The sequence below is a fragment of the Rhodococcus sp. MALMAid1271 genome, from assembly GCF_049195265.1.
GTDB lineage: Bacteria > Actinomycetota > Actinomycetes > Mycobacteriales > Mycobacteriaceae > Rhodococcoides.
This window is the reverse complement of record NZ_JBMIRQ010000060.1, coordinates 1-12552: the sequence shown is the minus strand read 5'-3', so window position 1 is coordinate 12552 and position 12552 is coordinate 1. Positions and strand designations below refer to the sequence as shown.

Sequence of the window (12552 nt, the reverse complement as noted above, 5' to 3'; positions counted from 1 at the left end):
CACCTATCTCTCCGACGAAGCCAGAGCGGCGACCTACCAAGACTGGATCCATCACTACAATCACCACCGACCCCACACAGGCATCGGCGGCAAGTCACCCATCGAGCGACTGACCGTCCACAACGTCCCCGAGAAGAACAGCTAGTCACGATAAGGATCATCGACCACAGCCGTTTAACAAGAACATCGGCAGCAAACCGAACGTCAGGGTCGGGATGGCCGTTGACCAGGGTGAGCAGCCTGGGGTGGATGATCTGACGCCAGTCTTGCTCGATCGCCTCGGCGACATCTTTCGAGTCGGTATTCCCGTCTTCGGTGTACCCGCCAAGAGCAGCGATACGGAAGCAACCGGGCTGCCACCAACTTTCAACGGCCAGGACGGTGTTGATCGTGTCCGTGTGCAGCGAGCGCACGAACGCGCGATACTCAATGTCGAGTTGGGAATCGGAAGCGTCTGACATGGCACAGATGCTACGTCCGTCGATGGCCGTTGCCCGGGTATTGAGTCAATCGCCGGCGGTCGCTGAACGTTTACAGCTGCCGGCCGGTCTGCCCGCGTCGCGGGGTCGCGATCGTGTTTGAAGCGATCGGTGCTGTTCGTGGTCAACGAGATGGAGGCGACAGCCCATCCGGTCGATCGCCTGTACTGCATCGGGTCCGGCCGAAATTGGTGGCCCGTGCGGGCCCATCCCGGCCCCCGTCACGCGCGCCGGTCGCCGCCATGGCGGGACTATCGCCCATGTGTTCATCTACCGGCCTGATCGCCCGAGTCTAAGCTATCGGCATGAACAACCTCGGTCCCTATCAGCTCTTCACCATCGCCGCCAAAGAGGCTGGAGGAGTTGGGAATTATATGAAGGACATCGAGCGTGGGGCTGTTTCAGAAGCCACGCCCGGCCTCCTCATCAAGGGCGTTGGCATGGGTGTCGTACTTACGACCGGAGTGATTGCGTGCAAAAAATTCATGGACCAACGAAAGGCGGACCGTGAAGCAGCCGAGGAAGCAAAAAGGCTTTTGGCCACCGAAATCGAAGGTGATGGCTCGCAATCAGTAGATGCCGACCCCGCCGGTTTCTGACACGACCGCAGCATTCCTTCAGCGATCCCAGCTCCTCGGCTCCCTGCTAGCTTGCACAACAATATCAATAACGACAATCATTGCCGGTATCATAGATTATGTCAGGTCACGGTTGGAAGTCACTGTCATGCAACGTATTTCATACCTACCTACTGGCGCGACCGCCTGTCGGACATGCTCTAGACGAGTACCGCGGATCCGCCGTTGTGAAGCAGTCCTTCCAGTAGCTGTTACCCATCGTTAGGAACAATTTTGAACCCGAACTGCCGTAGCGGTTCAAGTCGGGTGGGAGTACTTTCGGTTCCTCCGTACAGAAAGAACGCCCACGTTATGCCCTGGTCGTTCTCGAACACCGCGTAGGGAACGCCGGGCCGGATCGACGCATCGTAGTCAAGCCCTGACTTGGACGAGTACGGTCCGAAGTCGAGCTGAGGATTTCCATTGCGGTCGGGAACTGTCAAACAAAGCGAAGCACTGTCTGCCCGTTCCAAGCTGCCCGCTCCATCGAAGTACTCGCCGTTGGCGCACGCTGCTGTGATCCAGTCACTGAGCGTGGACGTTCGCGCCGTCGGGCTCCCTGCTGGTGACGTTGAACTCTCGTCCGCCGACGAACACCCGACTGTTGCGCTCAGAAGTAGTGCAACTACCAGCAAAACGGTTTGGCTCGTTCCACGCCGGTGTCTAGATCGAATTCGATTCACAGCCTTCCTATCGGTTGAGTTCCGTTTCGTGTTGCAAGCCGCGGTGTTGTTGCCCGAGATGGTTCGCTTGCCAGTGGCGCGGGCATCCGTCGTCGATGCCCCCGAATCCGTTGTCTCCAATGCTGGCCACCGCTGGGCCGCTCCCGTCCGGCCCTGTCTGGGTGTGGGAATGGAAGTGGGACGCAACTGCGCGGGTTCACAGAAACTCGCGGACGATAGCGGCGCAACTCGCGCGTGGGTGGAGCATCAACCCCTGAGGGACAACCGCATTCGCAGACTGGCGACCATCAAACGCCTTCTGCGGCCGCCAGCACAGCCTCGCGTTGGATCCGGCAAAACCACTGCCGTCTACCGATCGGCTCCGGCCCACCCCTTCCCTCATACCCCCACGGGTACTTGCATACCCCCCTAGGTATGTGTCACAGTAGTGATGTACCCGCCAGAAAGGACCGCCATGTGCTACCCCGTCCCGTGCCCGGCATGCGGTAAGACCACCTGGGCTGGCTGCGGTCGACATGTCGACAGCGTCATGAAGAACGTTCCGCGGTCGCAGCAGTGCTCCTGCTCCATGGAGACACCCGCCCCAGCTACACGCGACAACTTCTTTCGTTCCCTGTTTCGTCGCTGACCCCCACCCCAACAGCACTCCACTGCATTTCGCAGGAATCTCTGGGCGTCTTCAACACTTCTGAATACCCCCACCCGTATTAGGAGAAGCAATTGTGACCAAGCCCGCTACCGCGGCGGCCACCGGCCGCCACGACCGCCATCGGCCACCGGCACCCGGCGCACTAGGCCGCCTGGGAAGCACGATGGTCGCGCGTCGCCGGTGGGTGTTCGGCATCTGGCTGATCGCCCTCGTTGCTCTGGGATCGGCTGCGCCATCGGTGTTCTCATCCTTGGCCGGGGCCGGCTGGCAGGCCAACGGTTCCGAATCCGTCCAGGTCCGCGAGCTCGCCCAGCAGCATTTCGGCGGCAATTCCTCTGCAGCAGTGCAGGTGGTCGTTCACTCCGACACCGCCACGATCGAAGACGCAGCGATGCAGCAGACACTCACCGACGTCGCGGCCGTATTCGACGGTGACACTCGCTTCGGTGAGGTCATCGCCCCCCAGCCGGGCATGACGATCAGTCCCGACGGTCACACCGGCATCTTGATCGCCGGCGCAAACGCGAGTACCGACGACATGGTCAAGGCCGTCGACGAGGTGAAGGGCGAGCTGACCGAACTCTCCGGCGACGGCATCGAGGTCTACCCGACCGGATCCTCCGCACTGTGGTCGGACTTCAACAAGGCCAACCACGACGCCATGATTCAGGCCGAATTGTTCTCCTGGCCGGTCACTTTGGCGATCATGGTGCTCGCGTTCGGCTCCCTCGTCGCCGCGGGATTGCCGCTGCTACTCACCGTTGCCGGCCTGGTCGCATCCGCAGGCGGACTCGTTCTGCTCAACGGCGTCACGCCGATCTCGGTGTGGGCGATGAACTTCGCGATGATGTTCGCCCTCGCCCTCGGAATCGACTACGCCCTGTTCATCGTCGCCAGGTTCCGCGACGCACTGCGCAACGCCGATCCACGTGCCGCGGTCGCCGAAACCATGGACACCGCAGGCAAAGCCGTGGTCCTGTCCGGTCTGACGGTCTTGGTGAGCCTCTCGGCCGTCCTGCTCGTTCCCGCACCGGCGGTGCGCACCATGGCCGTCGGCATCATGCTCGCCGTGACCTTCGTGCTGATCGCCACCATGACCCTGCTCCCCGCAACCCTGGGTGCACTCGGTTCCAAGGTCAACGCCGCCTCCCTGCCCTACGCCAAGCGCCAGCAGCACCGCTCCCCGAAATTCGCAGCCTGGGGTGAACTGCTCCACAAGCACCCCTGGCCGTTCGCTCTGGTCTCCGTCGGCATCCTCATTGCGCTGGCCCTTCCGGTCCTCGGACTGAAAGTGGCGATGCCCTCGATCGCCGTCGTCCCCGAAGACGCACCGGTTCGCCAGGGTTACGAGCTCGTCCAGGCCCAGTTCGGTGCCGGCGCACCCGGCGCACTGCAGATCGTCGTCCCGTCCGCGGATGCCGCCGCGACCGCCACGGCAGCCAGTACCGTCGACGGGATCTCGATGGTCACTCCGCCCCAGCCTGCCGCGGACGGCTCGAACTACTCACTGCTACAAGCACTTCCCACCGTTGACCCCTCGGACGAGAGAATGGGCACCATCCTCGGTGACCTGCGCGCCGAACTCCCGGAGTCGGCGTTGGTCGGCGGTGCCCCAGCGGAGAACCTCGATCTGCAGCAAGCACTGAACGACTACCTACCGCTGGTGATCGGTATCATTCTGGCGCTCGGTTTCATCCTGCTGCTCGTCGCACTCCAAGCACCGCTGATCGCGATCCTCGGCACCGCAGTCAGTCTGCTCTCGACCGCCGCAGCGTTCGGGGTCGCGAAGCTGATCTTCCAGGACGGGCACGGCGCATCACTGCTCGGATTCACCCCGCAAGGCTTCCTCGACGGCTGGGGTCCGGTGTTCTTCTTCGCGATGATCTTCGCCATCGCCATGGACTACACAGTGTTCCTGCTCGCCACCGCGAAAGAGCACTACGAGAAGACCGGGGACCCGAAAGCCGCTCAGGTCGACGGCCTCGCCCACTCCGGCCGGGTCATCTTCGCCGCCGCCGCGGTCATGGTCGCAGTGTTCTTCACCTTCGCACTCTCCGATCCGCTCCCACCGAAGGAGATGGGCATCATCCTCGGCGTCGCGGTACTGCTCGACGCCTTCTTGATCAGGCTGATCCTGCTGCCGGTCCTGCTGCGTTTGAGCGGACACGCCGCATGGTGGTCACCGGCCTGGCTGCGCAAGGTGTTGCCCTCGATCAGCTTCTCGCACTGACCACCCTTACAACCCGAACGGAGCAATCATGATCGATCCGAACACCACTCGCTCGTCCGCGTTCGCGGGCTGGCCGATCGAACGTATCGTCCCCGCCCTCGCCGCCGGCGTCACCGCCACCGGCCTGGCCCTCGGCGAACTCCACGCACCGCAGTGGCGACTGCTCAGCGCGTTCGCTGCCGCGAACCTCGCCCTTTACGCAGCGGTCGGCTGGTGCCCGGCCAGCGCGCTTCTCACCAGGGTGGGCGTGCCGAGTATTCGCCAGCCCCGAATCGGGTAGGCCCAGATCACCGCAGTTCGACGACCGAAAGGAACTTCCCTTATGAACATCGCACTCTCGACCACTCTGACCGACACCGACTTCGACACCGCAGTCGACGCCGTCAAAGCCTCCCTCGCAGATCAGGGCTTCGGTGTTCTCACCGAAATCGACATGCAGGCCACGTTGAAGGCCAAGCTCGGCGAGGACATGGAGCAGTATCTGATCCTCGGTGCCTGCAATCCGTCCCTCGCGCACCGCGCCGTCGGGGTCATGCGCCAGATCGGCTTGCTGTTGCCGTGCAATGTCGTCGTCCGCGCCGACACCTCCGCTTCCGGATCGGTCATTGTCGAAGCGATGAACCCCGACATCATGGTCCAAGCGACCGGCGAGCCAGCACTGTCCGACGTCGCGGCCGAGGCCACCACCAAGCTCCAGGCCGCCATCGACGCACTCGGTGGCCAGGACGCAGCCCACAGCTGATGACCCTGACGCTGGCACTGGTCCTCGGCGTCGCCGTCGGCATCCTGCTCGGTCTCCTCGGAGGCGGCGGGTCGATCCTCGCCGTCCCGGTTCTCGTCTACGCCCTGGGAATGGACCTGTCGGAGGCGATACCGGCATCGTTGCTGGTGATCGGTGTCGCCTCGGCGACCGGGGCCATCCCCAAGGTGCGGGCGAAGCTCGTCGAATGGCGACTGGCGGCGATCTTCGCGGCCACCGGTATCGTCGGCACGCTGGTCGGCAGCGTCCTGGGCAGGCATCTGCCCGAGGCCGCAGTGATGATCGGCTTCGCGATCGTCATGATCATCGCCGGGGCGCGGATGCTGCGCAGCACCGACGATGTCGGAACCGCTTGCAAGACAGGAAGTTCCGGGATCGATTGGCGGCGATGCGCACCACGGTCCATACCGACCGGGTTCGGGGTCGGTGTCCTCACCGGACTGTTCGGCGTCGGCGGAGGATTTCTGATCATCCCCGCTCTGGTGCTGTTGCTGGGAATCGAGATGAGTGTCGCTGTCGGAACGTCGCTGGTGGTCATCGTCGCCAACTCCGCCGCCGGACTGATCGCTCAGGCCGACGGGCTCGGCGGGAACTGGCCACTGAAAGCGGCGTTCGCCGGTGCTGCGATCGCAGGCTCGCTGGTCGCCGGAAAACTGAGCACACGCATCGACACCGACAAGCTGCGCACGTGGTTCGCCTACCTGGTGTTCGCCGTCGCGGGCTATGTACTTGTCGACACCCTCGTTCTTTCATGACCGACTGCACACACCGAATCGATGCCCCCGGGGGTAATCTGGAACGACTACCACCATCACACACCCTCAGGAGACCGCAATGATCGGCGACGAAGACAGCATCGCATTGGTACTCAACCGTCTGCGCCGCGCACACGGCCAACTCGCCGGTGTGATCGGCATGATCGAGAACGGACGCGACTGCAAAGACGTCGTCACTCAACTCGCCGCCGTCTCCCGCGCCCTCGACAAAGCCGGATTCAAGATCGTGGCCACCGGCCTTCGTGAATGCATGACCGGCGACACCGCAGACAACAAAGAGCCCATGACCGAAGCAGAACTGGAAAAGCTCTTCCTCGCACTGGCCTGAACGAGGACGTTTCACGTCAGAAACGAGGCCGACCCGATTACACCGTAGGAGTACCCCGTGAGCACCACCGATCCAGACATCGCAATCATCGAAACGTCGAGCCTCGGCGACCGCAGCTACCTGATCAGCCACGACGGCATCGCCGTCGTGATCGATCCCCAACGTGACATCGACCGCGTCCTGGCACTGGCCACGGAGAAGAACGCCGCGATCACCCACGTACTCGAAACCCACATCCACAACGACTACGTCACCGGCGGACTCGAACTCGCACGCGCCACCGGAGCCGAATACGTTGTCCCCGAGGGCGACCCGGTCGAATACGAACGGCGCGCAGTCGGCGACGGCGATGTCGTCGAAGCGGGATCGGCGACATTTCAGGTGATGCACACTCCGGGCCACACACATCATCACGTCAGTTACGTGCTGCGACTCGGCGACGAACCGATCGCGATCTTCACCGGTGGCTCGATGCTGTACGGATCCACCGGCCGCACCGACCTGCTCGGTTCCGAGCACACCGACGAGCTCACCCACGCGCAGTTCCACTCGGTCCGTCGTATCGCCGCCGAGCTGCCCGCTGATGTCGAGGTCTACCCCACCCACGGGTTCGGTAGCTTCTGCTCCGCGACCCCCACCAGCGGCGACTCGTCGACCATCGGTGAACAGCAGCAGTCCAATCCCGCGCTGACCCAGGACGAGCAGACGTACGTCGACGAGTTGATCGCAGGATTGTCGGCCTACCCCGCGTACTACGCCCACATGGGCGTCATCAACACCGAAGGTCCGGCCCCGATCGATCTGTCCACCCCGGAGCCTGTCGATCCCGACGAACTACGCAGGCGCATCGACGATGGCCAGTGGGTCGTCGACCTCCGCGCACGAACCGCCTTCGCTGCTGGACATCTCGACGGCTCCCTCGGTTTCGAGCTGTCGACGACGTTCGTCACCTACCTCGGATGGCTCTACCAGTGGGGTGCGCCGCTGACATTGATCGGTGACACCTCTGACCAAATCGACGATGCCACACGAGAGTTGGCGCGCATCGGCATCGACCGCCCCTCCGGTTCGGCTGTCGGTGAGATTCACTCACTCGCCGGCGACGGCCACGTGCGGTCCTACGAGGTGTCCGACTTCGCCGGACTTGCCGCAACCGACTCCGACATCACTGTGCTCGACACACGTCAACAGTCCGAGTACGCGGACGGCCATATCCCCGGTGCAGTGAATATCCCCCTTCACGAACTGCCGCACCGACTTGCAGAGGTCCCCGACGGCGACGTGTGGGTGCACTGCGCCTCCGGCTACCGAGCTTCGATCGCGGCCTCACTGCTCGACCGCGAACACCGCACCGTGACGCTGATCGACGACGACTACGACCACGCCGTACAGCTCAAGCTTCACACTGCGCGCACCTGACGGACGCGCCGCACAGGCCCACCCGCCAACACGAGTACACGCCTACAACTGAGTCGCCTGACTGAAGTGCTTGACCTTGAAGCCCGGGTCCTACAGGTTCGGAAGCTCGCTCGCCGCTTCCCCACCTCCGGCGACGTTCGACGTCGAGCCGCTTACGGCGCGGTGGGATCGACGTCGAATTGTCCGGGGTGAGCGGTTCTGACGTACCGCACTGCGGTGGTGTTACCGATGCCGAAAACGGTCATCAACCTGACGGGATCGCCGGTCTGGGTTGCTTCGTCGAGGATGCGATCGACCCGTAATTGCCCGGCGGTCAGGCCGATCTCCCGGAACGGTCTGGTGATGTAGTGGCGGCTGACGGGCACTGCGGTCGGCGCGGTGTATCCACTGATCAGCAGGTAGGGGTTCGCGCTCGATGGCCACCGTACGTGTCGATACGCCAGCCAGCTGTGCAGTAATTCGGTGGTGAGCTGGTCGAACCACACCGTGTGCCGTGTGTGAGGTCGGACGATGGTCGCTCGGCCGCTCGTGCGGTTGATCTGGTCCAGACGCAGATCGATGATCTCCTCGATGGTCAGTGCGTGAATTGCCACGAGTGCCAGGATGATTCGATGATCGGCGCGCTCGAATTGCTCGAACAGTCCGTGCAGTCGGTCCGAAGAGACAGGGCGAAGCATCCGGCGGTTGTAGCGCCCGGCGACAGCTCGTGCCGGATCTGCGAATACACGCCGTTCTCGCTTGAGCCCACGAAAAAGCGACCGCAGAGCGGTGTGAACGTTGTGCCGTGACTGCCCGGCATGCCCAACCAGAGCCTCTTCGATGTCCCGGACTTCGACGGCACGCAGGCTTTCGTGTGTCTCGCCCCAACCGATGAGGACCGGCAGCGCGAAGTTGAGGTAGATCGCGATCGTCGCCTCCGACAGCGGACGCGACGGCCGTCGGCCCCGACCACCCAACGCCGCGACCCAAGCTCGAACGTCCTCCTGGAACTGCGGCGGAGTGTCGTCGATCATGCGCAACGTCCGCTGGGTATGACGGGCGGCATTGCTGGCGATCGACCCGGTCGTGGGGCTGCAATCAGCCATCAGTTCGGGGGTGGCACTCGGCGGGTACCGCGCAATCTTTTACCGGTCACAGGCGACGACGGCCTTACTCGATCGCCGACTACACGTGCTACTGGTTGCTCCAAGTGGCTGGCAGCAGCCTCTTCTGCCTGCATCAGATCGCCGACGGTGCAGTTCAACGCCGAACAAATCTTGTCGAGATCGTCGAGACGCACGGTGATGGGGGCCGAGGACCACAACGCTGCGGCCTTGCTGAGCGAAGGATGGAAATCGACTTCCTCGAATGCTTTCAGCAGCTGCGTTGGGCGCCAGATGTCTCGTTGCGCCGCGACCATTCGCAAGTTCCACTTCATAGTTCTCAGTTCTCCGTACTCAAGCGCCGTACAGCGCGCTGTGTCGATTCGATGACCGCCCGTTCCGGGTCACCTCCGGCCGACGCCAGGTAACCCACAGTCGTGCTGGCCCACTCGTGTCCCAGCAGCTTCTGCACATCCCACAACGGCATGCCCTGCTGGTAATTGTGTGTGGCACAAGCGTGGCGCAGCAGATGCGGATACAGCTCGGTTACCGGGCCGTTCAGGTGACGGAGCGAGGCAGTCTTGAGGTTGCGCCGAAATGTCGAGGGCTGAATTGCTGGTGCCACAGCCAGGTCAAGCGCCACCACAGCAGTTGGTAGACGCTCCGATGGCCATAGAGGTGCGCCGGCATCGGTGGGGTCATCGGTGAAGTCACCCCGAATTTGTTCGAGGTACCACCACAGCAGATCACGGCCTTCTTCGAACAAGAACGCTTGCCGCTCCCGCGGCCCTGATCCACGTGCGCCCTTGCCCTTGACGACAAAGCGTCCCCACTGACCAACTTCCCAATGGATATCACCGATCCGTACGGCGCACAGCTCCGACGCACGTACTCCAGATAGGTACGCAATCTTGGCCATGGTGTAGTCACGGGCGTTGACGTGGTACTTCCGCGAACACGGAAGCGCGTCACGCCAGTCAGCGAAGAACGCCGTCATCGCCCGGTGAGACGGCGGGATCCTGAGCTTGAAATCTCCTCGGTGCCGGGGCCGGTTGAACGGATCGACTGGCGATTCGACACCGACGCCGAAAGACCTCAAAAGCTCACCCGCGTATCGCTGCTCAAGGAACCGAAAATAGTTGTCGATCTGGACTGTCTTCTTGCGCACGGTTGCGTGGCTGCGTTTACCAGGACCCGAGAAATACTGGTCGAACTGTTTCTGCGTCAATCGCCATGGCACACAATCGAAGTAGTCGCACACCTCGATAACTGGATACATGATCTGTTGCAGGGTCGACGGAGTCAGTCCCGCGACGTCTCGGGCCCATCCGTATTCGACCAGGGTGTTCCGGTAGAACTCGCGCTCGTCTACATCAGGATCGAGTCGCTGCAGCGACTCGACATCGGCTAGTGCCCGCGCCGGAGTAGCCGCGCCAGTCGGTGCCGAGTCCGCAGCAATGCGCTGCCTGCGACGAGTAGCGAAATCTGACACAAACGGTGAAGTTACGCAATCAACTGGCAGATTCCGCTAGTTGTGGGTGAAATCTGGGTGGCTACCGGATGAAGAGAACCACCGGCCCTGACCAGCGGTGCAGTATCGATACCAGGAACCAGCGAACGCCGGAACCCGCTCGAACTCCAGTGGCCAACGCGGAGTCAGCGTTGTCGACGGCACATCGCGGGTGAGACTGTTCTCGCGCAACGGAAACGACATTTCCGCTTCGTTCCCGGACGTGGCGTCGGCGTTGTCGGATACGACGGCGGGTCGGTCGGTGACCCTCGACGGTGAGTTGGTGGCCCTGGATTCGGGCGGTCGGCCCGATTTCGGGTTGCTGCAACGCCGAATGCATGTCGCGCGGCCGTCGGCGGCGTTGTTGCGGTCGACCCCGGTGGCGTATTTCGTGTTCGATGTCCTCGACATCGACGGCGAATCGGTCCGGACGCTTCCCTACACGCAGCGCCGTGCGCTGCTCGAGGGTCTCGGCGTGGCCGACGGGCGGCGGATACAGGTGCCGCCGAACATGACGGGAATCGACGGCGAGACGTTGATGGGCATTGCCGCCGACAACGGCATCGAGGGGGTCGTGGCGAAGAAAGCGGAGTCGGTGTACCGATCGGGGATCCGGTCGCCGTCGTGGATCAAGGTACCGATCCGGAACACACGCGAAGGCGTGATCTGCGGATGGGTTCCCGCCGGCGGCCGCGGCGGTGGGACACTGGCGGCGCTGCTCCTCGGAGCGTACGACGAGGAGGGCGATTTGGTCTACATCGGCCGTGTAGGAACGGGTTTCACCGACCGGATGCGCCGCGAGCTGCGGAGCACGCTCACCGAGCGCACCCGTCCGGACAGTGCGCTGCACGGTCCGATTCCGCGCGACGACGCAGTCGGAGTGTCATGGGTGACACCGGAATTGGTGGCAATCGTGGAATACCGCGAACAATCGACAACGGGGCGATTACGGCACCCCGCATTCAAAGGAATCCGATCCGACATCGATCCCCACGATGTCGTGACATGAAAGGGTGCAACTCATCGGCACATTCGTTGGTTACGCTGGCCGTTGCCCGAGTTCGTGACATTGAGTGTGATCGAAAGGTTTTTCGACTGTGGCCAAACGAGTGACAACCCAATTGGTGGACGATATCGACGGGTCGGTCATCGACGACGAATCCGGCGAAACGATCGAATTCGCGGTCAACGGCGTCGAGTACGTGATCGACCTGAAAGCGAAGAACGCCAACGAGTTCCACAGGAAGCTCGACTACTACATCGAGCATTCCACTCGGGTCGGTGGCCGCAAGCGTAAGCCCTCCCCCGCCGGCGCGACGACTCCCGCGAAGACCGGGACACCGGCTGCCCGTGATCCGGCGCAGACACGCGCGATTCGGCAGTGGGCCGCCGACGAGGGGCACCCGATCAGCGACCGCGGCCGCATCCCGGCCCACATCGAAGAAGCGTTCAACGCCGCTCACTGACCTGTATTTCAGGGGTGAGGTGTTGATCTCAGCCCCTGAAGGGTGCTTTCGACCGTCTCACGCGTGTGTTTGAGGATCCGATCTTGTCCAACAGACGCTTTACGGCATCCACCCGCAAGCTCTGCTCCGGTCCGGGACCGACGACGATCTCGGATATGGCTGGCCCCTCATCATCGGACAGCTGAAAGAACAGCTTCACGTACGGAACCAGACCCAGCTTTCCTGCTCTGAAGTCTGGGTGTTCCATCCCGTGGTCCTTGGTGATGAGTCGCCATTCCGATTCTTCGGCGAAGGCTTTGTGCTTGACTTTTGCCAACTTCCCGACGCTTACCAGGTAGAAGACGTCCGGCCATGTAAAGGTCTTTTCGCCTCTCTCGACTGCTTCGAGTTCCGCAGCCATATCCGATGCAGTCTTAGCCTGAATCCACCGATGAGCTTGTGAAAGTTGATCCGAATCGACGACACGAGCAAGAACTGTTTCCAGGCAGGGCGTGACCGCTGGTCTACCCAGCTTTTCCACGATTGACGAGTGTCGGGCCGCTGTCGGCGATTC

At 62.6% G+C, this 12552-nt stretch carries 13 protein-coding genes and 1 pseudogene; 10 read left to right on the top strand and 4 right to left on the bottom strand.

The window, feature by feature from the left end; translation table 11 throughout:
• The 8 genes from ACOQFP_RS08095 to ACOQFP_RS08060 all read left to right on the top strand — a co-directional run.
• On the top strand, positions 1-145 hold a 145-nt coding region (locus tag ACOQFP_RS08095; protein WP_421583989.1), incomplete at its 5' end, for an integrase core domain-containing protein.
• Between the two features lie 639 nt (positions 146-784).
• Positions 785-1078 (top strand): hypothetical protein, encoded by a 294-nt coding sequence (locus ACOQFP_RS08090; RefSeq protein WP_027494153.1) that lies wholly within the window; start codon positions 785-787, stop codon positions 1076-1078.
• 1513 nt (positions 1079-2591) lie between these two features.
• Positions 2592-4658 (top strand): MMPL family transporter, encoded by a 2067-nt coding sequence (locus ACOQFP_RS08085; protein WP_027494152.1) that lies wholly within the window; start codon positions 2592-2594, stop codon positions 4656-4658.
• Between the two features lie 28 nt (positions 4659-4686).
• The gene (locus tag ACOQFP_RS08080; RefSeq protein WP_027494151.1) at positions 4687-4938 is read left to right on the top strand and encodes a YgaP-like transmembrane domain; all 252 of its coding nucleotides are present in this window, start codon (positions 4687-4689) and stop codon (positions 4936-4938) included.
• Positions 4939-4980: 42 nt separating this feature from the next.
• Positions 4981-5400 (top strand): DUF302 domain-containing protein, encoded by a 420-nt coding sequence (locus ACOQFP_RS08075; protein ID WP_027494150.1) that lies wholly within the window; start codon positions 4981-4983, stop codon positions 5398-5400.
• The gene (locus tag ACOQFP_RS08070; protein WP_037154327.1) at positions 5400-6173 is read left to right on the top strand and encodes a sulfite exporter TauE/SafE family protein; all 774 of its coding nucleotides are present in this window, start codon (positions 5400-5402) and stop codon (positions 6171-6173) included. Before ACOQFP_RS08075 ends, ACOQFP_RS08070 begins: the two co-directional genes overlap by 1 nt.
• Positions 6174-6252: 79 nt before the next feature.
• Entirely contained in the window at positions 6253-6522 is a 270-nt protein-coding gene (locus tag ACOQFP_RS08065) for a metal-sensitive transcriptional regulator (RefSeq protein ID WP_027494148.1), read from the top strand.
• Between the two features lie 57 nt (positions 6523-6579).
• On the top strand, positions 6580-7941 hold the full coding sequence (locus tag ACOQFP_RS08060) for an MBL fold metallo-hydrolase (RefSeq protein WP_037154330.1): 1362 nt from the start codon (positions 6580-6582) through the stop codon (positions 7939-7941).
• 152 nt (positions 7942-8093) lie between these two features.
• On the opposite strand, the gene ACOQFP_RS08055 is transcribed toward ACOQFP_RS08060, so the two are convergent.
• The 3 genes from ACOQFP_RS08055 to ACOQFP_RS08045 are packed head-to-tail and all read right to left on the bottom strand — an operon-like array spanning position 8094 to position 10515.
• Complete coding sequence (locus ACOQFP_RS08055) at positions 8094-9026, bottom strand: site-specific integrase (RefSeq protein WP_052058731.1); 933 nt, start codon at positions 9024-9026, stop codon at positions 8094-8096.
• Positions 9026-9358, bottom strand: a complete 333-nt coding sequence (locus ACOQFP_RS08050; RefSeq protein ID WP_052054821.1) for a helix-turn-helix domain-containing protein — start codon at positions 9356-9358, stop codon at positions 9026-9028. The genes ACOQFP_RS08055 and ACOQFP_RS08050 overlap by 1 nt, the downstream gene beginning before the upstream one ends.
• Positions 9359-9363: 5 nt before the next feature.
• Positions 9364-10515, bottom strand: coding sequence for a tyrosine-type recombinase/integrase (locus ACOQFP_RS08045; protein WP_206539353.1), 1152 nt, complete (start codon positions 10513-10515; stop codon positions 9364-9366).
• A gap of 97 nt (positions 10516-10612) precedes the next feature.
• Between ACOQFP_RS08045 and ACOQFP_RS08040 the strand changes: the two genes are divergently transcribed.
• The gene (locus ACOQFP_RS08040) at positions 10613-11542 is read left to right on the top strand and encodes an ATP-dependent DNA ligase (RefSeq protein WP_421583988.1); all 930 of its coding nucleotides are present in this window, start codon (positions 10613-10615) and stop codon (positions 11540-11542) included.
• An 88-nt stretch (positions 11543-11630) separates the two neighbouring features.
• Positions 11631-11999, top strand: a complete 369-nt coding sequence (locus ACOQFP_RS08035; RefSeq protein ID WP_230074796.1) for a histone-like nucleoid-structuring protein Lsr2 — start codon at positions 11631-11633, stop codon at positions 11997-11999.
• 28 nt (positions 12000-12027) lie between these two features.
• On the opposite strand, the pseudogene ACOQFP_RS08030 reads toward ACOQFP_RS08035, so the two are convergent.
• A pseudogene (locus tag ACOQFP_RS08030) lies at positions 12028-12552 on the bottom strand (hypothetical protein); the annotation flags it as partial.